Genomic DNA, 25,582 nt, shown 5'->3' with positions numbered 1-25,582 from the left:
GGAATAAGATCTGTTGGTGTTCACAATGGTTTAAGCGGTTTTAGAACCTAAAGAAATCTTTTATTTATTAGGTTCTAAAAAGCTAATTCTTTAACCAGTTACTAGAAAATTCGCAATCTCTATGCGCTTCACTAATTTTAATATAGGTATCCATTATTTTTGTAGCTTGCCATTTTTCTACCGCCTTTATCTGCTTCTCGTTGAGCGCTTGCTCTTTAATTTTTAGATAATCCTTCGCGTAATCTGCTTCATGCTCATCAATTCTATCGGTAACTTTTAAAATTTTAAACAACACCTTTCCCATTCTATCCTCTTCCTTTAAAACAAGGCTTACTTCATCATCCTTTAAGTTTTGGATTTGAGAATATAATTCGGGGTCTATACGTGTTAGTTCAAAATTATAATCTTGTGTTTTAGGATTGATCAATTGTCCTCCATCATTTCTGGTTTCTTTCTCATCACTGGCTTCGCGTGCGGCATCTGCAAATGAAATATCACCATCTATAATACGTTGTCTTACTTTATTTAAACGCTCTTTTGCCTCATTCACAGCTTCTGTAGAAACTCGAGGTCTTAAAAGAATGTGGCTTACATCGTATTCTTGTCCTCTTATTTTTTCTAAATAAATGATATGGAATCCGAAATCGGTTTCAAAAGGTTCGGAAATTTCACCTTCTTGAAGTGCAAATGCCACTTGCCTAAATTCTTTAACCATTTTAGGTTTTTTTCTATCTAGAGTATACTTATACCCCGATTGTTTCATCCCTGGATCTTCACCATATAACACAACCTTAGAACGGAAACTGGCACCATTTTCAACCACATCGGCTTTAAAGCTTTTTAAACGGTCTATCACTTTTTGTTTTTCCTCTTCAGATATTTTTGGCTCCGCAACTATTTGCGCTACTTTTAATTCTGTACCAAATGTAGGACGCTCATCTTTCGGAATCCGATTAAAAAACTCCCGAACTTCTTCTGGTGTCACCTCCACTTCTTCTACAATTTTGGCTTGCATACGCTGCGCCAACATTTGGGCTTTATTTATTTCGGTCATTTCCTCCCGCATACTGGCCTCGTCGTCCTTTTTATAGAACTGAACCAGCTTTTCCATACTGCCTACTTGTTCCAAAAATTGATCTATTTGATAATCGACACTTCTTCTTATTTCAGCATCAGACACCACAATACTATCTTGAATGGCATGATGCGCATAAAGTTTATCTTCCAAAAGCTTCCCAAACAATTGACATGGTGGAATATCTGAAGTATTTACACCCTGTGCCTCTAACTGTACAAAAGCTTTGTCGATATCCGATTCCAATATAATGTACTCCCCAACTACGGCAGCGACACCATCTACTTTTCTTGCCTTAAAAGCTGGCACCGAATCTACTGCCTTTTTCACTTCTTCAACAGCTGCTGCTTCAATGATTTCTTGGGCTATCGCAACATTTACAAACAGTAATGTTAGCGTAAAAACTACGAATTGTTTCAAATTAATTGTAAATTTCAAATTGTTTATTTTTAATGGCATCTTTAGTAATGTCTTTTTCTAAACGCCTGATGAGTTCTAACTTCCTTTTATTAACGACTATTTGATCTATAGTTGTTCTAACATACTCCAAAGGGGCTGTGTCGTGCCGTAATAAAACATCATTAATTTGCATCAAATATACTCCTAATGAATCTTTGAGTTGTATAAAATTAGATTTTTTTAACAATTCACTTTTATTTTCAACAGTAACGGCTGGAATTTTTTTAATGACTTGGCTCACTTTAACCCAAATAGAGTCGTTTAAAGAATAAGATTTAAACTGTAAAGCAATGGAATCTAACTGTTTCTTATCAGAAGGGTTAAACCGCTCAAATTGTTTTTTAATATTCTGAAAATCAATAATATTTTCATTTACATGAATATAGCGCAACTTAATAAGCTCTTCATTTAATTTAAAAACTTCTTTATTATGCTCATAGTACCTTGCTGCTTCTTCATCGGTTACCAAGGTATCTATACTTTTCTTAACCAAGGCTTCAATATAAGCTTTGGTGTATAGATCGTTTTTATATTGTTTTACCAACTTATTGAACGCTTCCTGTTTCGTTTCATTTAAATTAAGCAATGCCCCATCTACAAATAGTTGCTGAGTAGCCCAACGATTAATAAAATTTTGAACCAATAAGGTGCTATCTTCTTTTGATGTTCCTTCTGAAACCAGGTTTTTAATATCATCATAATAGAGATACGCTTCGTTAACTCTTGCCACAGGAATACGATCGTCGGTTTCCTTAAAAAAATTACAAGAGGTTACCAAGACTAAGGAAAATAATAAAAGGTGTGTTTTAATTTGCACTTATTGTTTTTTAATTTGCGCTTTCACGCGTTTTAAAGCATCTTGATTGATAATGATCTTATATTTTTCTTTTAAACGCTCGATCCAATCGTTTTCTTTTGCAGTTTGGTAATCGCTGATCACATGACCTTTAGCTTCATCGAATGTTTTTAAGCCTTCTGGAAAAACCTCTTTTGCCTGAACCAATACGAATGCATTATTATGTTTATATGCTTTTGAAATGCCTTTTTCAAACGTATATCTTGAAGGCAGTGCTTGATGTCCTTTTTCAAAAATACCCGAAGTAAAAACCACATTGACTTCATCATCTGCATTAACAAGATTTTTAATCTGTTCTGGAAGCATATGTCCCTCTAAAAGTTTGCCAATCTTTTTTACCACTCTTTTATTGGCAGAAGATGCAATAACAGCATCCACCCGTTCTGGTAAAAGATAGTTTTTTTTATGGCTCTCGTAAAACGCCTTAATAGCTATAGAGTCTGTTTTATAAACATTCCAAATGGCACTTTCCATTAAATCGAATAACAATAGGCCTTCTCTATATTCATTTAAGGTATGTGCAAATTCTGCATTTTCTTTTTCAAGATTACCTTCTTTATATTGCTTCAAGCGCTTTTCTAAAAACGCGTTATATTCTTGTGCAACAAGTCTCTCAAAGTCTAGCTTGGCTTTAATATGCCCTTGACTTTCTAACAAAAATTCTGCAAAATCATTATAAGTAACTTGCTTCTCTTTGATTGCAATCAATGGTTTTGTTCCATCAAAATCTGTGGGAAGCTTCCAAGTTCTACTATAATAATCATCATTTAAAATAGACACAAAATACTCCAAATCTGGCCCAACATCTTGTATTTGATATTCCTCTTTTAATTTCGAGACCAAAGCATTATCTATCACCTTAGAACGATCGTCGCGCTTTATCTTAGTTTCCAGTTCCGAAACCATATTTTCAAAAGCTGGCATGGCCTTTTTATCATATAACTTAATAATATGCCACCCAAATTTAGATTGCACGGGCGCCGAAACATCTCCTTTCGCTTTCAAGCTAAAAGCAGCATCTTCAAACTCTGGAGCACTTAATTGTCCGCCTGTAAAAGCAGGCATTATACCTCCTTTAACGGCAGAGTTTTTATCCTCTGAAAACTGTTTAGCCAAAGACTCAAAATCCTCACCTTGCTGTATTTTTTTATAAATCTCATTAATTCTACTTTTCGCTGTGCCCGCGGTAGTATCGGCCTGTACCTTGTTAATCATAATGTGGGCTACGGTAACTTCTCCCCTGGATTTTCTAACATCAAATACTTTTATAAAATGATATCCAAATCGGGTTCTAAAAGGCATAGAAATTGCGCCTACTTCTGTATTATAAGCTACATCTTCAAATTCATACACCATTTTAAATCCATTAAAGTATCCCAAAACTTCTCCAAAAACAGTTTGGCCATTGTGAACGTCTTTTCTAACAACTTCAAACCCTTCCTTTAAAGCCCGTTCCCGTAACTTAATTGCCTTATTATATGCTTCTAATGTATCTTTCGGACTTGCATTTTCTGAAACTCTAACCAAAATATGATTAGCGTTAACCTCATGGGAAATCCTCTCATAGGCTTCTTTTACCAAGGCATCGGTTACCTTAGAGTCTGTTAAAAAACTCTTCACCAATTGCTTTCTATAACTCTCAAGCTCATTTAAATACGTACTATTTGTATCTAAGCCTAAAGTTCTTGCTTCTTTTAACTTCAATTTATAATTAATAAAAAGGCTTAGGTATGCATCTACATCTTTTTGAGACTCATCTTGTACTAAATCAAGATTCTTGTTGTAAACCCTAAGAAATTCTGAAGTATAAACAGGCGCATCATCAATAGTAAAAAGCACCGTTTTATCAACTGTTTGCGCTTTTATTTGCAACAAAAAGCATACTAATAAAAATGTTAAAATATATTTTAAATCCATTTATGTAAAACTATTAAAGCATTATTGGGTTCTTGCAAAAATACTAATATCTCGTTATAATGCAAGTTGCTTATACTACCGAAAAAAAAATAAATTTAATTATACCCGTTTTTAATCATTTGTAGCTCTAATTTAAGCGACTACCTTTTCTAAATCCTTTATATTTGCTTCATTCGTTTTGAAAATCAAAATCTTATTAAAATATGCGGAAATTAAAACTTATATGGGATTTTTATGGCCCTGACGGCCTTAAAATAGCAAAACATCATGAAATCCACTTAAAAGACTATATCTTATTAGAAAAACTTGATATTAACATTACGGGTTCTGAAGCGCTAAATAACTCTCATGCTATCGCTTTTTTAGTGGTGGATGAAGCTGCCATGAAACCCATTAGAGATGCTTTAAAACCACATCGCGGCCAGGTTTATTTGCTGTAAATAGCGCACTATACAAAATTTAACGACAAAACACATGACAAAAATTTGCTTTTAGTCACAAAAAAACAAATACTTTTAAAAAATGCAATAACCTTTATTTATAAATCTCTTATTAATGCGCTTTTTCCTAATAATCTCTTTTAAAAACCTCTTTATTAAAAAATCTCCTAGCCTTTTAAAAAAAAGCACTTATTTTATATTTTTAGTGTTTTTAACTTTTGCCTGTAAAGAGGATAAGTATCAAGCAAAAAAAGAAACAGCCTATAATAAGGTTCATGCTACATTCGTTGGAAAAGAGGCGTGTATCGATTGCCATAAAACCGAATACGACAGTTGGAAAGGTTCTCACCACGACCTAGCCATGGCATTAGCGGATTCTACTAGTATTTTAGCTGATTTTAATAATTCAACTTTTGAACACATGGGGGTAAAAAGCACTTTCTTTAAAAAAGATGGTGATTTTTATGTCAATACCGCAGATAAGAATGGTGACTACCAGGATTATAAAATAATCTACACGTTTGGTATTGCTCCTTTGCAGCAGTACATTGTAAAGTTTCCTGATGGTGCCTACCAGTGTTTGATTACGGCATGGGACACGGAAAAAAACAAATGGTTCCATCTCCAACCTCACTTAGACTTAGCACATGACGAGTGGATAAATTGGACAGGGGGTGCCATGCGATGGAATACCGCGTGTGCCGATTGCCATTCTACCAACCTTGTAAAAAATTACGATTCGAAAACCAGCACGTTCAATACCACTTATAGTGAAATTAACGTTAGTTGCGAAGCTTGTCATGGCCCAGCTAGTGAACATGTGTCATTTTATAAGAATCCAGATGACCATGCAGAAGCTCCTAAATTATATATGGGCAACAATGAATCTTCAAAAGACTTGGTTCAAAAATGTGCCAGATGCCACTCCAGAAGAGCCCAGCTCACAGAAAAATTTGACTATACCGGTCATTTTTTAGATCATTACAACCCTAGCCTATATACCTACCCTACCTATGAATTAGATGGACAAATAAAAGACGAAGATTATGTTTACGGATCTTTTGTACAAAGCAAAATGTACCAACATGGTGTTGCCTGTTACGATTGCCATGATGTACATTCCTTGAAGCTCAAAAAAACGGGGAACAACTTGTGCATGAGCTGTCATGAGCCCAAATACGATACCCCATCCCACCATTTCCATGAAAACAACACTCAAGGGGCACAATGCATCAACTGCCACATGACGGGGAAATTCTATATGGGCAATGATTTCAGACACGACCATAGCTTTAGGGTACCAAGACCTGATCAAACTGTGAAATACGGCACCCCAAACGCTTGTAATGGCTGCCATACAGATAAAAGTGCCACTTGGGCCAGCGACTTTGTTAATGAAAATTACGGCACTACCCGACTTGATCATTTTTCAAATTATTTATTGGCAGGTTATGAAGGCGACCAAGGCGCTTGGAAAACCCTAATATCAGAGGATCATTATCCTGAATTAGCAAGAGCAACCGCTATGTCTCTTTATACCGAAAACCCGCTTTCTCCAGATGAAGTTAACGATCTGAGGCGCTTTTTAAAGGATTCTTCAATTCTTGTTAGAAGTGAGACCATACGATCTTTTGAAAAAATAAACGACCCCAGTCGTTATAATGATATCGAACCTTTATTACAAGACCCCAATCGTATGGTTAGAATAGCTGCAGTAAAGTATTTTAATAGTATTAAGGCAGATATGAGCCATAGCAATGCATTTAAAAAAGCAGAAAAAGAATACTTAACAGAATTGGATATGGGAGCCGATTTTGGTTCTGGACAACACGCTATTGCGGTGTACCATGAAATAAAAGGCGAAACAGACTTAGCTATTAAAGCCTACAGAAAAGCATTTGAAATGGATAATCTTTTTAATTTATCCCGAATGAATTTAGCCTTATTGCTCTATAAACAAGGCGAAATGGAAGAGGCGAAAGAGCTTTATTTAAAAGTTATTGAGCAAGAACCCGATTACGGTAACTCTTATTATATGTTAGGGTTGTTGTACAATGAACTGGGAGATTCAAAAAATGCCTTAAAATACTTAGGAGAGGCTTCTAACAAAAAACCAGAAAACATAAGAGCTTATTATAATTATGCTTTAAAACTACAGGCTGAAGGCATGTATAAAAAATCTGTTGAAGTGCTCAACAAAGCCTTAACTATTTTTCATGATAATGAAAACCTCTTATACGTAAAGCTTCTGGGCGAAATTAATTTAAAAGACGACCATTCGGCTTATAATACAGGCAGAAAACTTTTAGAAATTGCCCCCAATAATGCAAATTATCAACAGATTTTTCAAAGTCTAAATAAATAGCAATTTATTTGTAACCTAAAGATAATAAGTAGCCAAATACGCTTATAATAAGAGTCTTTATTAGATAACAAACAGTCTTGTAATTTTCAAAAATTACAAGACTGTTTCGACATATAGTGAACATTTAATTAAGAAATAGTATTAAATTTGCTTCTAGCTAATATTTCAAGTAATTTCGTGTATTAAAATGCATTAGAAACTAGAATGCTTAAAAAAACATGGAGTTCACTCATTTTCTAATACATCTCGTTCCTTTTACAGAAATAGAATTAAAGGATATTCGCGCGCATTTTATAGAAGAACACGTTCCGAAAAACCAACAATTGGTTCGGCAAGGTGACATTTGCAAAACCCTGTATTTTATAAAGCAAGGCATGGGTAGAAGTTACTACCTTAAAGAGAACGGAAAAGAAATAACCCAATGGTTTTTTGGTACTGGCAAGTTTATGTCTAGCGTAGATAGTTTTTTTCAACAAAGTCCTAGCTTATACTATTTAGAAGTTCTAGAAGATTCTATTTTATATAGTATTTCTAAAGAAAAAATAGACATCTTATTTGCCAAATATCCCAAAATGGAAAAACTAGGCAGACTGGTTTCTACCGAAATGCTTACACGAGTGGTTAATAAACTGAATGCCGTCCAGTTTCAAACGGCCAGAGAACGTTATGATTACATGCTTACCGAGTTTCCAGACATTGCACATCATGTTCCCTTGGGCCATATGGCGTCTTATTTAGGAATGACACAAGAAACTTTAAGTCGAATCAGGAAAAACAGTACTGATAAATAGAGCATCGGGTTATAAAATATTTATAGCGTGTTTTCTAAAGTTTTAACTTTTTGATATAGATCAAAGGAAAAACTTATTTTTAATAAGATCTTTGCATTATCTTAAAAAAAAAAAAATCACAATGAAAATAAGCCAAATACCCCTATCAATTCTCTTGATGGCGCTTATCATATCGATACCTATATCACTTAAAGCACAGCAGCTAGACCCGATATTAAAGGAATTGATTAACAAAGGCCTAAATAAGAGCCACACTATTAATAACAATCGTATAGAAGCAGAACAGGCTCAGTTGGACCAAAAGTTAGCAAAATCTGTATTCCTGCCTAAAGTGACCTTTAACGGAAGCTTTACGCGCTTAAACGACGACATTACGTTTGATGACAACACCCAGACTTTATTATTAGAAACCCAAAAACTTATAATTAAAGATGCGATAGGACTTCCTTTTAACACCGCTTTTCCCAACAATATCCCTTTGCAAGACGCTCCAAACTTACAAGACAAGAATATTTTAAAAACCTCTGTAGATTTAGATTGGGTGCTATTTAGTGGATTAGAAGCCAGCAACGCTTTAAAAGCCAGCAAGCACAAGGAAGCCTCTTTAAATTTTGCAGGTTTGGCCGAAAAAGACAAACTCGCTTTAACAATTATAGAAACTTACGATAAACTAGCCCTTGTAAAAGCATCTAGAAAGGTATTGGATGCATCAGAACACTATCTAAATGAGCAAGAATTTTACATAAGAAAAGCCATTGAAAATGGTTTAACAACACCCATAAGCAGAAAAAAAATTGAACTGGCACAACAGCAATTAGCCGCTAAAAAGCTTGATTTCGAACACAATAACATCCTATTAATAGAAGTACTCCATCAACTCACCGGAGAAACAAGAGCGCGTTTAAAAGAGCTCGACCCGTTACTACAATCTTTCGCCATAGATACAGGGTTAAATATCGAAAAACGCAATGAAGTTAAAGCTCTGGAAGAAGCTGAAAAAGCCACACACTATCAATCAAAAATGGAAAAAAGTCATTTTATCCCTAAAGTTGCGGTAAAAGGACATTATGAATTTATAGAAGACGACCTATCCCTTTTAGACCCAAAGTGGTTTATTGGTGCTGGAATACAGTGGACTGTTTTTGATGGTAATCAGTCTAAATTGAAAAGTAAAAAACTTCAATTGGAAACTCAGAAATATAAAGAAAAAATAGAAAATGCAGAAGAAATGATTGCCTTAGGAATTTCGAAAGCAGAACTCACTTATCAAGCCGCGTTACAAAACACAAAAATAGTGCAAAAAGAAATTGAATTAGCAAACGATACCTATGAGATGGTAGACAAACAGTTCAAAAACAACTTAGCGTCTATTACAGATGTGCTTAATGCCTTAAACGATTTGGAGAAAGCTCAGTTTAAATTACAAGAGTCCTTCTTTAATGAACGACGCGCCGTAACCAGTTTACTTCACGCTAAAGGCTTACTCCAATACTAATGAAACAAAAAAAACAAGAACATGAAAACATATAGAATTATACTTTTGAGTTGTTTTGCAATGCTAGTCTTAAATGCTTGTAAAAAAGACCCTATTACCTCCTATAGAGGAAAAGTAAAATTTGAAACTCTATCGGTAAGCAGTAAAATGGCTGGAAGAATTGATAAAATTTTCGTAGAAGAAGGACAAAGCGTAAAAAAAGGCGATACGCTTGCTTTAATGAACCTTCCGGAAGTTACCGCTAAGATTATGCAAGCCGATGGCGCTATTACCGCAGCCAAAGGACAGCTAAACATGGCGTTTAATGGCGCTACTTTAGAGCAATTAAATCAAATTAACGGGCAGTTAAATTCTGGTAAGGCACAACTAGAATTTGCCCAACAATCGTATAACAGATTACAAGCCATGTTTCAAGACTCTTTGGTTTCGCAACAGCAATTTGATGAGGTTAAAATGAAACTCGACATGGCAAAAGCACAGGTCTCGAGCTTACAGGCCAAACAAGATGAGGTAAGAAAGGGGGTTCGAGCAGAACAAATAGCACAAGCACAAGGACAATTGGACCGGGCCTTAGGAGCCAAAGAGGAAGTGTTGTCTGCATTTAACGAACAATATTTAATAGCACCAGCAGACATGTCTATTGAAACCATAAGTTTAGAAGAGGGCGAATTGCTTACTCCTGGGTATACGTTGTTCCATGGATATAAAACCAACAGTGTTTATTTTAGATTTACCATTCCAGAATCCAAGATTTATGATTTTGAACAAGGTAAAGAACTCATTTTGGTCAATCCCTATACAAAAAAAGACATTAAGGCTAGAATCGTCGCCATTAAACAGCTTGCCCAATATGCCGATATTACCAGCACAGCCCCCCTGTACAAGCTATCGGAATCTATTTACGAATTAAAAGTCGTACCTATTTCAAAAATATCGGAGCAAACGTTTTATATCAACGCCACTGTTTTAATTAAACACTAAACCATGAAAAATTTTACAACCTTACTTAAAGTAGAGTTTAAACGAATTTTTTCGAATTCCGTTTTAATGGCTATTTTTTTTGGAGCTCCCATTGGATATGGTATTTTATTTGGTTTTGTGTACCAGCAGGCAAAAGTAAAAGACTTGCCAATTGTGATAGTAGACCAAGACCAAAGCCCCACATCGGACAAGATTATCGATGCTTTTGAAGATAACGAAGGCTTATTTGTAATGGATGTACGCACTACAGATGTTGCTATCCGAAGCGAAATGCCTATACAACAATATGCTGCTGTAATTACTCTGCCTAACCATTTTGAAAAAAGCATTTTACAAAAAAAACATCCTGAAATTCGGGTAGATTTAAATATGGCAAATATTTTAAATGCCAATACCGCAAGCAATCACATTAATACGGTTTTAATGACACTTAATGCAGGAATGGAAATAGAAGCACTAAAAAAACAAGGCCTTCACCCGGCGCAAGCAAAGGCTTCTTTCGAAAGCTTTAAAATCAATTTCAATAAACTGTACAATACTACCGGAAATTACGTAACCTTTATGCTACCTGGGTTATTGGCCGCTATTATGCAGCAAATTATTTTTTTAGCAATGGCACTAGTTTTTTCAAGAGATTTTGAAGATGGTTATTTTGGTACATTGGTAAAGAAAAACAAATCCTCTTTTTACCACATCCTATTAAAAGCCACACCTTTTTTGTTAATGCTTCCTTTTATGTGGCTATTGGTTAGTACACTTTTTCCTTTTTTTGGAGTAGAAGCCGATATTTTTAATCTGCCCATGTTGGTTTTAACAATTTTACTAACATTAGCATCCATATGTATAGGAATGCTTTTTTCTATTGCAATTCCCAGTCAATTAAAAGCTACCGAATTTTTAATGGTTATTTCAACACCTGCCTTTATATTAAGTGGATTTACATGGCCTACATCGGCTATTCCTCATGCTATCACTAGTGTTGCACAGTTTATTCCTGTAACCCAATTTTTAAGCGGATTTAGAAAAATTGCTTTTTACGATGGGGATTTGTCATCCCTTTCTTCTGAAATAGGTTTTTTAGTTTTAATCATTCTTGTGTCTTTCTTAACGATGGTAATCCTCCTTCAGCTTAAAATCAATGCTTTCCTTAAAAAAGGATAAGGTTTCATTAAAATTATTTTTTAAGTGTCATCCTACATTAAGTACTACCTTTGCAGTTAAACGGTATGTAAACATTTTATTTATAAGCTTTAAAAACACCTGTAATTAATCTATTGGAGCTTATAGAAGGACATGAATTAAACAATAATTATGGTGGACTTAACAACTCATTACCTAAGCCTTGTAAAAACGAAGCAATGGAAAACATTAAAAACGAGCTTAAATGAAAAGGATGCTTTCCAAGTATCTGAAATTATAGAAAACGCACCAGAAACAGACCAAAAAATAATTCTTTTTAGAATCCTGAGCCGTAAACTAGCCACAAGGGTCTTCAGGAACCTAAAACATGAAACAAAAGAAGAAATCATCAATGGGTTAACCCATAAACCCCAAAGTATTGTACAGCTACTTAATGATATAAAACCAGACGACAGAACGGCTTTCTTTCAAGAACTCCCTGGTAAAATTGCCCAACAATTAATACAGCACCTTTCTGAGGAAGAGCGAGACATTACCAATCAATTGCTTGGGTATCCAGAGGATAGTATTGGACGCTTAATGACACCAGAGTTTGTAGCGATACAATCTAGTTTTACAGTTTTAGAAGCTTTTGACCACATTCGAAAGTACGGCAAAGATTCTGAAACTTTAAATGTTATTTTTATAGTAGACCAAGACTGGAAAATGGTTGATGACATAAGAATAAAAGAACTAATTTTAGCCTCTCCATCTCAAAAAATTGAAGATTTAATGGACTCTCGGTTTGTAGCGCTAAATGCTATGGACGACCAAGAGACTGCTATTCAAAAATTCAAAAAGTACGATCGCGCTGCCTTACCTGTAGTTAGTGAAGAAGGGATTTTATTAGGTATTGTAACGTTTGATGACATCATGGATGTTGAAGAAAGAGAAACCACCGAAGATTTTCATAAATTCGGTTCTTTTCAGGAAGCCATCGCCAATCCATTAAAAGAAAGGGTTTTTAAATTATATAAAAATAGAATTGTCTGGCTAGTAGCACTTGTATTTATGAACGTATTTTCAGGTGCAGCTATCTCCAATTACGAAGGGGTAATCGAATCTATGGTTTCCTTGGTGTTTTTCTTGCCCTTACTCATTGATAGTGGTGGAAACGCAGGCTCGCAATCGGCCACTTTAATGATACGCTCACTTGCGATAGGAGATGTACAACTTTCGGACTGGTATAAATTAATAGGAAAAGAAATTTTGGTGTCTTTATTGTTGGGTATTACAATGGCTTTAGGTGTGGCTGCCATTGCAAGTTATCGGGCACCAGAAATTGTTTTGGTAGTAAGCCTTACCATGGTACTAACGGTTATGAACGGAAGTATTATTGGACTCCTACTCCCTTTCCTCTTAACTAAATTTAAACTAGATCCTGCAACAGCAAGCGCACCATTAATTACGTCTATTGCAGATATTTGTGGCGTCTTAATCTATTTTTCTTTGGCGAATTGGTATTTTGGAGCATAAAACATACAGGTTGAAGTACGTTTTACACTATTGCATTAAAGCTTTTTTTTACTAGAAACCCAAGGAGGTCCTTTACAGGTTTCACAAATTTAGCTTTTGATTAATTAACTGTAAGAAACTTTAAAATTCTTTAGAAACCAAATAAACGGTATACATCAAATAAAAACCAACCAATAGTAATGCTTCCCACCTGTCCAGTTTTTTTCTCTTACCTGTAAACATGGCAATTAATAGAAAAACGGTTCCCCCAATCAATATGCCTAAATCTTGATTAAAAATCCGATTATATGTGATAGGCTTTACTAAAGCACTAATAGAAAGTATAAGAAGAATATTAAATATATTAGAACCAATAACATTTCCTATGGCTATATCACTATTCTTTTTAAGGGCAGCTACAATAGACGTAATTAATTCAGGTAATGAGGTACCTGCTGCAATGATGGTTAAGCCAATTATTTTTTGGCTAACCCCTAAATCTGTAGCAATTCCTATACTATTATCCACTACTAATTTCCCGCCAATAAGAAGACCGATAAACCCGACTAAAATCAAACTCCAAATTTTAATAGCTGACTTTGGTATATCATGAAGGGGCTCTATTCCATCCCTTTTCAGCTGTTTCAATATATAAAACAAAAAACAGATGAAAGATAGAAGTAAAACACCACCATCAAGTCTTGATATTTCTGATTTCTGATGAATAAAAAAATCATTAGCAAGTCCGAATAAAACTATTGTTATTATTAGGGATATAGGAATTTCTCGCCAAGCGGTCGAGGCCTGTATGGCTATAGGAAATATCAATCCCGTAACACCCAATATTATAAACAAGTTGAAATTATTACTACCAATTATATTGGCTAAAACGATATCTGAAAATCCATCAAGAGAAGCTACTAAATTAACAACCAATTCTGGAGCTGAAGTTCCAAAGGCAACAATAGTTAAACCAATAATCAAATCGGGAATATGGTGCTTTTTAGCTAAAGCCGATGCACCATCAACAAGCCAATGAGCACCAAAAATTAAACCTAGAAACCCAACTATAATCAACAGTGCAGAAACAAACATATAAGTCTATATTTACTTTAGTTGCTGTTTGTAAAAACAACATATTGAAATATTGTTTTTCCATTCGCATATGTCTTCAAAATTACATAGAATAATACTCTGTTAAACAGGTGTACATAAAATAAATTTCATAATATAATTTCACACAAATAAGGGCTATAAAAAAAAGTTGTTTATTCATTTTATAAGCTTTTATCCCATATGTTTTCTGTATTCACATCTAAGAGTAATTGCTGCTCAATTTCTTTATTGCTATCGTTATGTATTACCGAAACATCGCCAGTACTTTCAAAAACTACAGCTTTTACCTCTTCAAAACGATGTACATTAGCTTCTCTTAATTTTGCCAATAAATCATCTACACCCACATTGCAATGCTTAAGTTGCTCATGTAAAATTTTACCTTCCCACATAATAATCTGTGGTTTATTAGTAAAAAGCTTTTTTAAAACCTCGTTTTTTCGAACTAAAAAGGTAAATAAACTTTGAAAACCTATAATGGTAACTAATACTATTCCTCCTTTTAACAAGGAATAATCATTATTTAAAATTATAGCGGCCAATACCGACCCCACTGCAATTGTAGACGCAAAATCGAAACTAGACATTTTAGCAAATGTTCTCAGGCCAAAAATCCGTGTTATGATAATGATGATGGTATAAATACCCAAAACAGATATTACTAACCAAAAAGAGTCCTGTAAAGTCATAATAAAATTATTAGGTTAGTAAAATTATATTTTAACAACTGCACATATTAATCCGTACGAACGAAATACTGACTTATACAAACAGTTTCTGTCTTAATACTTAAATGAGACAAAATAAAAACCAATTGGATAATCAAGTTTAGTATATGACTAATAATTTTGAAATTAATACAAAGATGTTTTGAGTTAAAATGAACCCCCACATCTTAAATCAGGGATTAGAACTATAATATAGTGATTATGAATATGAAAAGCATAAAAGCTCCCCCAGCTATGGATTCTATTAAAGCGGAATATAAAGATTTTATCTTGAAGAAAAAGCACCCTTGTGTTATGGCAAAAACAGTATTTCTAACAGATAATTATCATTTAAAAATATACGACAGTATTAAAAAAGAAGAAAGTTTACATGCACTACTAGAGGATTTAGAAACGTTCTTAAACCATTATGATTTCGATTCTAATGCATTTGAATCGTTTATTGCAGTATTTCCAAACAGTTTTTTTGATTCTGAAATACAGTTTGAAAAAGCACTATGGAATACACTTCAAAAGCTACATGAGCTAGACGATTGTGAGTGGGCACAAACGGTAAGTGATAATCCTAATGACCCTGATTTTAGTTTTAGTATTAAGGGTGAACCCTTTTACATTGTAGGGCTACACCCCAATAGTTCACGATTAGCAAGACAAAGCCCTTACCCTACCATTGTTTTTAATTTACATTTTCAGTTTGAAAAATTACGTGATATGGGCGCTTACGAAAAAGTAAAAAAAAGAATTAGATTGCGTGATAAAAAACTTCAAGGGCACATTAATCCCGTATTAAGAGATTTTGGAAAAGAAACTGAAGCCAAACAATATAGTGGAAGGCAAGTAGAAAATGATTGGAAATGCCCTTTCCATAAAAAACAGAACTGAGATGAAAGCAATACATCATATTGAAAAACAAACAGGAAAAGCTTTTAAACTGAAAAAAGGAGCTTTTTTAACGGTTATTGATCCGATGGGACAACAAGTAAGCGACATGGTGCTTTTTAACAGCCATGATGTAAATGAAAAATTATCTTCAGGAAAATCATTAGATTTCGAAGAATCCATTTTACTAACAAAAGGCCATTTCTTATGGAGTAACCGTTCTAATAAAATGGTTAAAATTATTGAAGACACCAATGGTAGAAACGATTTTTTATTGGCACCTTGTAGCAAGGAAACTTTTGAAATTATGTATAACTATAAAGGCTACCACCCCAGTTGTTTAGAAAACCTCTATACCAATTTAAAACCATTTGGCCTAAGCATGGACGACATTCCAACAGCATTTAATATTTTTATGAATGTACAATTCGACCAAAAAGGGAAATTATCGGTGCTACCACCTACTTCAAAAGGTGGGGACTATATCAAATTTGAAGCGCAAATGGATTTATTGGTGGCTTTAACAGCCTGTTCTGCAGAAGATAGTAATGGAGGTCGCTTTAAGCCTATTCATTATATCATTGAAGAATAGCTTACTCTAATTTTATAATGAATAGACCTCTTAAAGTTCAATAATTTTCATTTACAATCCAGTTCTTTATTACTTAAAAACACACAAAAATTTGTAAACCTTTACTTATAATCTGTTTTAATCATGCACTTACCCACTCTTGTTTATTTTAAATGTTCGTGCTCTTTTGTTTTGTATGGCTAAACAACTCTCTTTAACCATATATCATACAGAAAAAAACAAAAAACCTTTACAAATACGTTTATGGCATTATGTTCCATTTTTTATTAACCGTTTATTTATTTTATTAATAGCAGATTCTATAGAAGCCTCAGGTTCTATAATATTAAATTCGCCCCAAAAATCGGGGTCTGAAAAACCTGAAACTTCATCACTTAAAATCATAGTAGGTTTTAAACGTTTTTTGGGTTTATCTATTCCAGTTACATTTTGTTCCCAATCTGTAATAGCCATTTCGCTATTTAACGTGTAAGTATTGCTAAACCATTTACGTTTCCATTTTACTTTAAAAGTTAGGGCTATATTGCTATATCCAAACAACCATTTGCCATCTTTAATTCTATAATCTACCCGGTAAGACGCTTCTGTAGGATACGCATCCACACGATTGGGTTTCTTTTTAACGAACATTTCACTGCTTAATTCTCTATCTGCCACGTTTAGTTTATAGATTGCACTTGTTAAAGCCAGGGATTTAGCATCTATATAAATCTTACCATAATACAAAGGATATTTTATTTCAGGTCGTTGCTCAAAATCAATAACATAAACTTCGTTGGCACCTGCTTTTAAAGTTTGAACATATTTAAAAACATAATCTGATAAATTACTTTGGTTAAAAACATATTCTGGATACTTTATCATATCCGTATATAAGTTACTAAAAGGGCCACCCTGAAGTTTTAACGCAAGCGTATCTAAACGAGAGTAATTGGTCTTTTTTCTGGCTTTTATAAGCTTAATAGCATCGTCCTTATTCGATTTTATAGGTTCTTTATAAACCTCAACAACAGCTTCTGATAGCGAAGCATTTCTATTTCGTTTTTTTATGGTTTCCCTATAAAATGCCATCATAATAGCTGGATGATTATAATAATTATCCGCTTTACGCTTCAAAGTTTCCCTAACTAAAGCTTCTGGATCTTTCATGATATCCAAATGTATTTCACCTAAAGTAGTTACGGCCTCTTTTAAATATATAGTATTAGAACCCTCCTTTAATTCAGAAAGTTTTATACTAATAGAGTGATAGCCCAAATGGGAAATGACAAGAATACCATTTAGATGTTTAGTCAAAATTTTTAATAAAAACTCCCCTTCAGCATTTGTAATCGTACCGATGTTCGTGCCTTTAAGGTTTAAGTCGGCATACACCAATGGTTTTTGGTCTTGATCATCTAATACCGTACCCTTTAATTCTGTAAACGTTATGGTATCCTGTACAGAAACCACCTGCAAAGCGTTAATATTTTGGTACCCAAAAAACACACATAATATCCAGATTGAAAAGAAATATATTCTTATATTTTGTTTAACAAATAGGCTTTTCATAACACAACACTTTAACAACCTGACCCTATGTAAGATACCAATAATTTCTTAGAAAAACAAAACTATTTAAAATACGCTTTAGTTAAAAAAATACTAAAAAAATCTGATACGCTAAAATTTTATAAAAGGCATTATCTTTACATAAATTTATAAAGCACTATGCCTACAGATTTTATTTCATTTAGGAAAACCGGATACTTCTCATCGCTCATCTGTGATTATTTAGATGAAAAAAGCCCGTTGAAACCTTTTTATAGCCATTTTCCTTCTCTTGAGAATTTTAAATTTCAGATGGAAGAAAAAAAGCAATCATTTCAAAACAAAACCCGCACAACCTTAGTTTCTGTTTTAACAAAACAGTATCAGAGCCTAGACGCTTCTAAATTAACGCTTGAAAACATTAATCGTTTACAATCGGAGAACACCTTTACCATTACTACAGGGCATCAATTAAATTTATTCACGGGCCCCTTATATTTTCTTTATAAAATAGTTTCTACCATAAACCTTTCCAAAACGTTAAAAAATGAACATCCTGAATTTGATTTCGTACCCATATATTGGATGGCTACGGAAGACCATGACTTTGAAGAAATCAATTTCTTTAATTTTAAAGGAAAGAAAATCCGTTGGAATAGGAAATCAAAAGGGGCTGTTGGCGATTTGTCTACGGAAGATTTAGAACCTGTTTTCGAATTATTTTCGAAAGATTTGGGTGGTAGTGCTAATGCAGAATATATAAAATCCTTATTTAAAAAATCGTATTTAGAGCATGATAATCTGGCCGAAGCCACACGGTTTTTGGCAAACGAATTGTTCCAGGATCACGGGCTGGTTATCCTAGATGCCCATGATCCAGAGCTAAAAAAACAGTTTATACCGTTTATGGAAGAGGAGCTCTTGCACCAAACCTCTTTTAATACCGTAACGGAGACAAGTAAAGCTCTTTTAAAAGAAGGCTATACAGCACAAGTGAACCCTAGAGAAATCAATCTGTTTTATTTAGATGATCACTTAAGGGAACGTATTGTTTTTGAAGACAACTTTTATAAAGTTCTCAATACAAAGCTATCATGGAGCAAGAGTGAGATGTTAAAACACCTTCATGACAAGCCAGAACGTTTTTCACCCAATGTCATTATGCGGCCTTTGTACCAAGAAGTGATTTTACCTAATCTATGCTATATTGGCGGTGGCGGTGAGTTGGCATACTGGTTTCAATTAAAAGATTATTTTAATAATGTAAAAATCCCTTTTCCTGTATTGCTTTTACGTAATTCGGCATTAATCGAAACGAAAAAGCAGAATGAAAAGCTTCAAAACCTTTCTATTTCCAACGAAGACCTCTTTTTAAAGCACAATGCCTTCATTAACAAGAAAGTAAGAGAAATTTCAAATATCGATATTGACTTTTCTAAACAAAAAGCACACTTAAAACAGCAGTTTAACCATATATATGAATTAGCAGAACAGACGGATGCCTCTTTTATTGGAGCTGTAAAAGCTCAAGAAACCAAACAATTAAAGGGACTAGAACATCTTGAAAAGCGATTGCTTACTGCTCAAAAAAGAAAGTTGTCCGATCAGGTTTTAAGAATGACAGACCTTCAAAATGAATTGTTTCCCAACCAAAGCCTTCAAGAACGAAATGCTAACTTCTCAGAGTTTTACCTCGAACATGGAAGCCGGTTAGTCCCCACCCTTATAGAAAACTTAAACCCTTTAAACCAAGCGTTTGTTATTATTAAACTCTAACAAAATTACAAAACACCCCTCTTCTTTTAACTAGAGGTGTTAAATGGCAATACCCTCAGTATAAAAACTGGGCATACTAGCATCTTTTCAAATTGTTCTGAAAAGTCCCCCCCGAGATGCCAATCCTGTAAATTAAGGGGTTTTTATGCTTTTGATGTGAAAAATCACAAAAAAACAAAAAAAACAGGCAGTGGTCATTCGTCTATCTAAAATCAATTGCTATTTTTGCGCATGCAACATGATAAAGTACTTATTTTAGACTTCGGATCGCAATATACACAGCTTATTGCGCGTAGAGTTAGGGAACTCAACATTTACTCCGAGATACATCCATTTAACAAAATTCCGTCAAACATAGCAGATTACAAAGCGGTAATTCTTTCTGGTAGTCCGTTTTCCGTAAGAGGAGAAAACGCTTTACATCCAGACCTATCTGAAATACGGCAAAAAAAGCCCATGCTTGCGGTTTGTTATGGAGCACAATATTTAGCACATTTTTCGGGTGGAGAAGTAGCCCCATCCAATACAAGGGAATATGGCCGTACAAACTTATCCTTTATTAAAAAAGACGAGGGTCTATTTGATACCATTAAAGAGGGCAGCCAAGTTTGGATGAGCCATAGCGATACAATCAAGCATTTACCAGAGGGTGGTGTTTTAATAGCCAGTACACATGATGTTGAAAATGCTGCCTATAAAATTGAAGGTGAAGAAACCTATGCCATTCAATTTCATCCAGAAGTATATCATTCCACAGATGGTAAACAATTGTTGAAAAACTTTTTAGTAAACATCGCGAACCTAAATCAAGACTGGACACCATTATCTTTTGTTGAAGAAACTGTAGAGGCCATTCAAGAAAAAGTAGGAAACGACAAGGTTGTATTGGGGCTTTCAGGCGGCGTAGATTCTACCGTTGCAGCAGTTCTTCTCAATAAAGCCATAGGTAAAAACCTGTATTGTATTTTTGTAAACAACGGCTTACTACGTAAAAATGAATTCGAAAGCGTTTTAGAGCAATACAAAGGGATGGGCCTTAATGTAAAAGGGGTAGATGCTTCCAAGCGTTTTTTAGATGCCCTAGCAGGTATCGAAGACCCCGAATTAAAAAGAAAGGCCATAGGCAATGCATTTATAGAAGTATTTGATGACGAAGCCCATAAGCTAGAAGATGTGAAGTGGTTGGCGCAGGGTACTATTTATCCTGATGTTATTGAAAGCGTATCGGCAACGGGAGGCCCTTCTGCCATTATAAAAAGCCATCACAACGTTGGGGGCTTACCCGACTTTATGAAACTTAAAATCGTAGAGCCGCTTCGTGCAATTTTTAAAGATGAAGTACGCCGAGTAGGAACTACTTTAGGAATAGATCCTGAACTTTTAGGACGTCATCCTTTTCCTGGACCAGGATTAGGAATTCGTATTTTAGGTGACGTTACAGCAGAAAAAGTACGCATCCTACAAGAAGTAGATGCTATTTTTATTAATGGCTTAAAAGCATGGGGCTTATACGATAAGGTGTGGCAAGCGGGCGCTATGTTGCTCCCTGTTAACAGTGTAGGCGTTATGGGCGACGAGCGGACATACGAAAAATGTGTGGCACTGAGAGCTGTTGAAAGTACCGATGGCATGACCGCAGACTGGGTAAATTTACCGTATGAATTCTTACAAAAAACATCAAACGATATCATTAATAAAGTAAAAGGCGTTAATCGAGTGGTTTATGACATTAGTTCAAAACCACCTGCTACAATTGAATGGGAATAAGCCCCTGTTCCTTTTTAAGCCTTATAAAAAAAAGCCTTAAAAGGGCTTTATAATAAAGTGAGTAAATAGTACGTGTTTTTTTCTTTTTTTAAACAATCCAAAAACATCCTTGTCCATTATAGTACAGGATGTTTTTGGAATATTTTTTTGGCATACTATATGCTAACACTAAAAATGGAAGTTTAATTCTATAGCAATCATCTTTATCTTAGAAAAAAAACGTATATAGTTTAATCCATAGTATTTTATATTTTTATATCCAGCACACCACTACATTATGAACAGATTTTTTTTAGTATTAATTTTGGTTTTCGCATTTGGTTATCAATCGATCCAGGCACAAAACTTCAGTACGCATCAAGTAAAAAAAGGAGAAAGCATTGAAGCGATAGCGAAACGTTATTTTATATCCACTGCCGATATCTACAAGCTAAATCCAGATGCTAGAAAAGAGCTCAAGCCCAATACCATTTTAATTATTCCGCTATCCAAGGCCTCAAAACCAGAAGAAGTAAGCACCACAAAAGAATTAAAAGGTTTTAAAACCCATAAAACGGGCAGAAAAGAAACCCTTTATAGCTTGGCTAAGGAGTATGATATTGCGGAGGATGAAATAAAAAAATACAACACCTTTTTATATGCCAATCCGCTTAGAAAAGGAGATAAATTAAAAATTCCTGTTTTTAAAATAACCGAGGTTGTTAAAAAAACAGAGTCAACGAAAATGTATAAGGTCTTATCAAAAGAAGGGAAATGGCGAGTAGCTTATAAATTTGGCATTACTGTAAAAGAATTGGAAGACTTAAACCCCGATATGGGTGAGGCTCTTAGAGAAGGCCAAATGCTAAAAGTACCCAATATAAAAACAGAAGAAGAGAAAGAAGTTGACGAAAAATACAGCTATTATAAAGTATTGCCCAAAGAAGGCTTTTATAGATTAAAACTTAAGTTGGGCATCGACCAAGAGACTTTAGAATCTTTAAACCCAGAACTTAAAGAAACAGGACTTAAAGTAGGTATGGTGTTAAAAACACCTTTTTCCAAAGTCGCATCAAGTCTTGAGGAAACTGCAAAAAAAGTCGATTTAACTACAGAAATAAAAACTTACAAAAACAAGCATATTGCGCTTATGCTGCCTTTTAGGCTCAATCGTGTCGATATGGATTCTTCGTTAGGGATAAGCGACCAAATAAGCAAAGACCCCTATTTAGATGTTTCTTTAGATTTTCATTCAGGTGTTTTGGTAGCCATTGATTCTTTAAAAGCCTTAGGCATTTCTTTAAAGGTAGATGTTTACGATACTAAATATGATGCGAATGAAGTTTCGACTATTTTAAATACTAATAATTTTGACGATGTGGATGCGGTAATCGGCCCCCTAACGCCTAATACTTTTAACCGAGCTGCTTCAGAATTAAAAAAAACCAACACACCTATAATTTCACCTATTGGTGAAAACCTAAATCTTTATGATAATGTATTTCAAGCCAAACCCTCAAACGATCTATTAAAAGAAAAGGTTATTAATTTTGTGAAATCGGATTCTACGGTAAATAATATTATTATTGTTTCCGATACCAAACATGCCACTACAGCAAGTTATATTTTACAGCATTTTAGCCAAGCCAAACAAGTGCGTTCCAGAAAAGATAAAAATGGAAAAGACCAATATTACATTATGATAGAAGATATTAGAGGCTCGTTAAAACCTGGAAAAAACGTTGTATTTATTGAAACTGCTAGTGAAGGTTTAGCCTCCAATGTTTCCAGTATCTTAAATTCTTTAATTCAGAGTGAAAACAAAAACACAGGAAGATCTAAGGTTGACATTGTTTTAGTAACAACCAATTTCAATAGCGCTTTTGAAGGTGATGAAATTTCTAATGACCATTTATCAAGCCTTAGTTTTCATTATGCTACAATTTCAAAACCGTATAATTCTGAAGAAGCCAATTCATTCATAAAAAAATATGAGAGCATGTACAACTCGACACCAAACAGCAGAGCTGTAAAAGGTTTTGATCTAACCATGGATGTTGTGTTGCGCTTAGTGACATCAGATGACATGTACTTATCTGTTAACCAATCGCCACTTACAAAGTATGTTGAAAACAAGTTTGCGTATAAAAAGAAACCTTTTGGAGGCTATTATAACGACTCGGTCTATTTAGTAAAATACCACGATTTAAGCATTGTAGAAGTAGAATAAAAACTATTGCATCCTTAAGTTTTAACAAAAAGATGCTTCTATTAAGCGTGATTAAACATAAAAACCGTTGTTATGTTATGTTTAATCATGCGTTGTAGAAACCATCAAAATTTAAACCTTTGAATTGAATGAGCCCCGATAAAGATTTTTTAATAAGTTTAGCACATACCAAGATGCCTTTTGGTAAATACAAAGACCGTTATTTAATCGATTTGCCAGAATATTATGTGGTATGGTATCATAACAAAGGACTCCCTAAAGGAAAGCTAGGCGATATGCTGAAACAAGTGTATGAATTAAAATTGAACGGGTTAGAAGATTTGATTAGAAACATCAAGCAACGCTATCCAAAATGATATTTTGCTTTTAGTTAGGTTGGGCTTATTTTTTTAAACCTTCCAAAATAACACTCTAAAAAACGTCCTAAATTAAATTTTAGAACGTTTTTATTTTATCTACTAAAGCCTCTAACGTCACGTTTAACTGGTCGCCAGAAACCATATTCTTTAAGGTGTAGGTATTAGAATTCAACTCCTCCTCACCTACTAAAACTACAAAAGGAATAGCTCGTTTATTAGCATGGTTCATTTGTTTTTTCATTTTAGCTGCGTCGGGATACAGTTCTGCATTAATGCCTTTTAAACGTAGTTGTTTAATAGCTTTTAAGCTAAAAAGTGCTTCTTTATCTCCAAAATTTATAAAAAGCACCTCAATATTTCTACTAACAGCTTCGGGGAATAAGTTCAATTCTTCTAAAACCAAATAAATACGGTCTAGACCAAAACTAATCCCTACACCGCTTACATCTTTCATACCGAAAATACCCGTTAAGTCGTCGTATCGGCCCCCACCGCCAATGGAGCCCATTTGTACAGATTCTGGGGCAGAAACTTCAAAAATAGCACCTGTATAATAATTTAAGCCACGGGCTAAGGTAACATCTAATTGAACTGTTGCCGTTGTGAGTCCTAAAGCTGAAATGGCCGAGTTTATAAAAGCCAATTCCTCAATACCTTTTTGACCTTCTTCAGACGCCTCTAAAATACCTTTTAAACCGTTTATTTGAGACTCAAAAGACCCTGACAATGTAAACAAAGGTTTTAATTTATCAATACCCGATTGAGGAATGCCTTTGGACAACATCTCTTCCTTTACCTTTTCCTCGCCTATTTTATCAAGCTTATCAAGTGCCACCGTAAAATCGATCAATTTATCTGAAGCTCCAATAACCTCTGCAATACCAGATAATATTTTTCTGTTATTGATTTTTATATTAACCCCTTCTAGTTTTAATGCTGAAAAAACCGTGTCGTAAAGTTGTATAAATTCAACCTCTTGCCAAAGCGAAGAACTTCCCACTACATCGGCATCACATTGGAAGAATTCTCTAAAACGTCCTTTTTGAGGCCTATCGGCACGCCATACAGGTTGTATTTGATAACGTTTAAAAGGAAATTCAATCTCGTTTTGATGCTGTACCACGTAACGGGCAAAGGGAACGGTTAAATCGTAGCGCAGGGCTTTTTCAGAAATACTAGATATTAAAGCATTAGAATCCTTTTCACGATAAGCCTGCTCATTTGCTTTAGATAAATAATCGCCAGAATTTAAAATCTTAAAAATTAGACGATCGCCTTCTTCTCCATATTTTCCCATTAGCGTATCTGAATTCTCAAAACTAGGCGTCTCAATAGGTTGAAATCCAAAAGTTTCAAAAGCATTACGAATGGTATTGAAAATATAATTACGTTTGGCAACTTGTTCTGGATTAAAGTCTCTGGTGCCTTTTGGGATGCTTGGTTTTTGGGCCATATTATTACTACATTTCAGCTCTGTTCGAAATACATTTGAACAGGTGTTTTTTTTATTTATTGAGGTCATTTAAACTTTTTGCTTTTCATTTTCTTTAGGAATATTGCCATAAATGATAGATAGTTGAAACCCAACCAACTTGCAATGGTTGTGTCAAATC

Annotated in this window: 20 protein-coding genes; 13 read left to right on the top strand and 7 right to left on the bottom strand. The window is 34.4% G+C overall.

Going from position 1 to position 25,582, the window contains the following annotated elements:
• Positions 1-82: 82 nt before the first annotated feature.
• Genes ACFFU9_RS06780 through ACFFU9_RS06770 form a run of 3 tightly spaced genes read right to left on the bottom strand, consistent with a single transcriptional unit; the run spans position 83 to position 4,307 of the window.
• Entirely contained in the window at positions 83-1,534 is a 1,452-nt protein-coding gene (locus tag ACFFU9_RS06780; protein WP_379860642.1) for a peptidylprolyl isomerase, read from the bottom strand.
• Positions 1,497-2,351, bottom strand: a complete 855-nt coding sequence (locus ACFFU9_RS06775; RefSeq protein WP_379860641.1) for a peptidyl-prolyl cis-trans isomerase — start codon at positions 2,349-2,351, stop codon at positions 1,497-1,499. Before ACFFU9_RS06775 ends, ACFFU9_RS06780 begins: the two co-directional genes overlap by 38 nt.
• Positions 2,352-4,307, bottom strand: coding sequence for a peptidylprolyl isomerase (locus ACFFU9_RS06770; protein WP_379860640.1), 1,956 nt, complete (start codon positions 4,305-4,307; stop codon positions 2,352-2,354).
• A 203-nt stretch (positions 4,308-4,510) separates the two neighbouring features.
• Between ACFFU9_RS06770 and ACFFU9_RS06765 the strand changes: the two genes are divergently transcribed.
• The 7 genes from ACFFU9_RS06765 to mgtE all read left to right on the top strand — a co-directional run bounded on the left by ACFFU9_RS06765 (position 4,511) and on the right by mgtE (position 13,034).
• Positions 4,511-4,747 (top strand): hypothetical protein, encoded by a 237-nt coding sequence (locus ACFFU9_RS06765; protein ID WP_379860639.1) that lies wholly within the window; start codon positions 4,511-4,513, stop codon positions 4,745-4,747.
• A 115-nt stretch (positions 4,748-4,862) separates the two neighbouring features.
• Positions 4,863-7,112, top strand: a complete 2,250-nt coding sequence (locus ACFFU9_RS06760; protein WP_379860638.1) for a tetratricopeptide repeat protein — start codon at positions 4,863-4,865, stop codon at positions 7,110-7,112.
• A 218-nt stretch (positions 7,113-7,330) separates the two neighbouring features.
• On the top strand, positions 7,331-7,903 hold the full coding sequence (locus ACFFU9_RS06755; RefSeq protein ID WP_379860637.1) for a Crp/Fnr family transcriptional regulator: 573 nt from the start codon (positions 7,331-7,333) through the stop codon (positions 7,901-7,903).
• A 121-nt stretch (positions 7,904-8,024) separates the two neighbouring features.
• Positions 8,025-9,398, top strand: coding sequence for a TolC family protein (locus ACFFU9_RS06750; RefSeq protein ID WP_379860636.1), 1,374 nt, complete (start codon positions 8,025-8,027; stop codon positions 9,396-9,398).
• A gap of 21 nt (positions 9,399-9,419) precedes the next feature.
• Positions 9,420-10,379: an HlyD family secretion protein gene (locus ACFFU9_RS06745; protein ID WP_379860635.1), complete on the top strand. Its 960-nt coding sequence runs from the start codon at positions 9,420-9,422 to the stop codon at positions 10,377-10,379.
• Between the two features lie 3 nt (positions 10,380-10,382).
• Complete coding sequence (locus tag ACFFU9_RS06740) at positions 10,383-11,540, top strand: ABC transporter permease (protein WP_379860634.1); 1,158 nt, start codon at positions 10,383-10,385, stop codon at positions 11,538-11,540.
• A 150-nt stretch (positions 11,541-11,690) separates the two neighbouring features.
• Positions 11,691-13,034 (top strand): magnesium transporter, encoded by a 1,344-nt coding sequence (gene mgtE / locus ACFFU9_RS06735; RefSeq protein WP_379860633.1) that lies wholly within the window; start codon positions 11,691-11,693, stop codon positions 13,032-13,034.
• A gap of 120 nt (positions 13,035-13,154) precedes the next feature.
• Here the strand turns inward: mgtE and ACFFU9_RS06730 are convergent, their stop codons facing one another.
• Both ACFFU9_RS06730 and ACFFU9_RS06725 read right to left on the bottom strand, forming a co-directional pair.
• Positions 13,155-14,108 carry a calcium/sodium antiporter gene (locus ACFFU9_RS06730; RefSeq protein WP_379860632.1) on the bottom strand — a complete coding sequence of 318 codons (954 nt, stop codon included), beginning with the start codon at positions 14,106-14,108 and terminating at the stop codon, positions 13,155-13,157.
• A 182-nt stretch (positions 14,109-14,290) separates the two neighbouring features.
• Positions 14,291-14,818 carry a DUF421 domain-containing protein gene (locus ACFFU9_RS06725; RefSeq protein ID WP_379860631.1) on the bottom strand — a complete coding sequence of 176 codons (528 nt, stop codon included), beginning with the start codon at positions 14,816-14,818 and terminating at the stop codon, positions 14,291-14,293.
• A gap of 240 nt (positions 14,819-15,058) precedes the next feature.
• Here ACFFU9_RS06725 and gntA point away from each other — a divergent pair, with 240 nt between their 5' ends.
• The gene (gene gntA / locus ACFFU9_RS06720) at positions 15,059-15,739 is read left to right on the top strand and encodes a guanitoxin biosynthesis heme-dependent pre-guanitoxin N-hydroxylase GntA (RefSeq protein ID WP_379860630.1); all 681 of its coding nucleotides are present in this window, start codon (positions 15,059-15,061) and stop codon (positions 15,737-15,739) included.
• A gap of 1 nt (position 15,740) precedes the next feature.
• Complete coding sequence (locus ACFFU9_RS06715) at positions 15,741-16,328, top strand: DUF1989 domain-containing protein (protein WP_379860629.1); 588 nt, start codon at positions 15,741-15,743, stop codon at positions 16,326-16,328.
• Positions 16,329-16,577: 249 nt separating this feature from the next.
• On the opposite strand, the gene ACFFU9_RS06710 is transcribed toward ACFFU9_RS06715, so the two are convergent.
• The gene (locus tag ACFFU9_RS06710; protein WP_379860628.1) at positions 16,578-17,879 is read right to left on the bottom strand and encodes a carboxypeptidase-like regulatory domain-containing protein; all 1,302 of its coding nucleotides are present in this window, start codon (positions 17,877-17,879) and stop codon (positions 16,578-16,580) included.
• Positions 17,880-18,038: 159 nt separating this feature from the next.
• On the opposite strand from ACFFU9_RS06710, the gene bshC reads away from it, so the two are divergent.
• The 4 genes from bshC to ACFFU9_RS06690 all read left to right on the top strand — a co-directional run bounded on the left by bshC (position 18,039) and on the right by ACFFU9_RS06690 (position 23,966).
• Entirely contained in the window at positions 18,039-19,634 is a 1,596-nt protein-coding gene (gene bshC / locus ACFFU9_RS06705; RefSeq protein ID WP_379860627.1) for a bacillithiol biosynthesis cysteine-adding enzyme BshC, read from the top strand.
• A gap of 231 nt (positions 19,635-19,865) precedes the next feature.
• Positions 19,866-21,401: a glutamine-hydrolyzing GMP synthase gene (gene guaA / locus ACFFU9_RS06700; RefSeq protein ID WP_379860711.1), complete on the top strand. Its 1,536-nt coding sequence runs from the start codon at positions 19,866-19,868 to the stop codon at positions 21,399-21,401.
• Between the two features lie 277 nt (positions 21,402-21,678).
• Complete coding sequence (locus ACFFU9_RS06695) at positions 21,679-23,610, top strand: LysM peptidoglycan-binding domain-containing protein (protein ID WP_379860626.1); 1,932 nt, start codon at positions 21,679-21,681, stop codon at positions 23,608-23,610.
• 128 nt (positions 23,611-23,738) lie between these two features.
• Entirely contained in the window at positions 23,739-23,966 is a 228-nt protein-coding gene (locus tag ACFFU9_RS06690; RefSeq protein WP_379860625.1) for a DUF3820 family protein, read from the top strand.
• 79 nt (positions 23,967-24,045) lie between these two features.
• Here ACFFU9_RS06690 and hisS read toward each other — a convergent pair whose 3' ends face one another.
• Complete coding sequence (gene hisS, locus ACFFU9_RS06685) at positions 24,046-25,422, bottom strand: histidine--tRNA ligase (protein WP_379860710.1); 1,377 nt, start codon at positions 25,420-25,422, stop codon at positions 24,046-24,048.
• Positions 25,423-25,582: the final 160 nt, after the last annotated feature.

This window comes from Mariniflexile ostreae (assembly GCF_042427585.1).
Taxonomy (GTDB): domain Bacteria; phylum Bacteroidota; class Bacteroidia; order Flavobacteriales; family Flavobacteriaceae; genus Pseudalgibacter; species Pseudalgibacter ostreae.
The sequence above is the reverse complement of the archived record's forward strand: the minus strand, read 5'-3'. Positions and strand labels throughout refer to the sequence as shown.

Bases quoted from the DNA above. Each gene is read 5' to 3' on its own strand.
- ACFFU9_RS06780 (WP_379860642.1), bottom strand. From the start codon at position 1,534: ATGCCATTAAAAATAAACAATTTGAAATTTACAATTAATTTGAAACAA.
- ACFFU9_RS06770 (WP_379860640.1), bottom strand. From the start codon at position 4,307: ATGGATTTAAAATATATTTTAACATTTTTATTAGTATGCTTTTTGTTG.
- ACFFU9_RS06765 (WP_379860639.1), top strand. From the start codon at position 4,511: ATGCGGAAATTAAAACTTATATGGGATTTTTATGGCCCTGACGGCCTT.
- ACFFU9_RS06760 (WP_379860638.1), top strand. From the start codon at position 4,863: ATGCGCTTTTTCCTAATAATCTCTTTTAAAAACCTCTTTATTAAAAAA.
- ACFFU9_RS06755 (WP_379860637.1), top strand. From the start codon at position 7,331: ATGGAGTTCACTCATTTTCTAATACATCTCGTTCCTTTTACAGAAATA.
- ACFFU9_RS06750 (WP_379860636.1), top strand. From the start codon at position 8,025: ATGAAAATAAGCCAAATACCCCTATCAATTCTCTTGATGGCGCTTATC.
- ACFFU9_RS06745 (WP_379860635.1), top strand. From the start codon at position 9,420: ATGAAAACATATAGAATTATACTTTTGAGTTGTTTTGCAATGCTAGTC.
- ACFFU9_RS06740 (WP_379860634.1), top strand. From the start codon at position 10,383: ATGAAAAATTTTACAACCTTACTTAAAGTAGAGTTTAAACGAATTTTT.
- mgtE (WP_379860633.1), top strand. From the start codon at position 11,691: ATGGTGGACTTAACAACTCATTACCTAAGCCTTGTAAAAACGAAGCAA.
- ACFFU9_RS06730 (WP_379860632.1), bottom strand. From the start codon at position 14,108: ATGTTTGTTTCTGCACTGTTGATTATAGTTGGGTTTCTAGGTTTAATT.
- ACFFU9_RS06725 (WP_379860631.1), bottom strand. From the start codon at position 14,818: ATGACTTTACAGGACTCTTTTTGGTTAGTAATATCTGTTTTGGGTATT.
- gntA (WP_379860630.1), top strand. From the start codon at position 15,059: ATGAATATGAAAAGCATAAAAGCTCCCCCAGCTATGGATTCTATTAAA.
- ACFFU9_RS06715 (WP_379860629.1), top strand. From the start codon at position 15,741: ATGAAAGCAATACATCATATTGAAAAACAAACAGGAAAAGCTTTTAAA.
- ACFFU9_RS06710 (WP_379860628.1), bottom strand. From the start codon at position 17,879: ATGAAAAGCCTATTTGTTAAACAAAATATAAGAATATATTTCTTTTCA.
- bshC (WP_379860627.1), top strand. From the start codon at position 18,039: ATGCCTACAGATTTTATTTCATTTAGGAAAACCGGATACTTCTCATCG.
- guaA (WP_379860711.1), top strand. From the start codon at position 19,866: ATGCAACATGATAAAGTACTTATTTTAGACTTCGGATCGCAATATACA.
- ACFFU9_RS06695 (WP_379860626.1), top strand. From the start codon at position 21,679: ATGAACAGATTTTTTTTAGTATTAATTTTGGTTTTCGCATTTGGTTAT.
- ACFFU9_RS06690 (WP_379860625.1), top strand. From the start codon at position 23,739: ATGAGCCCCGATAAAGATTTTTTAATAAGTTTAGCACATACCAAGATG.
- hisS (WP_379860710.1), bottom strand. From the start codon at position 25,422: ATGGCCCAAAAACCAAGCATCCCAAAAGGCACCAGAGACTTTAATCCA.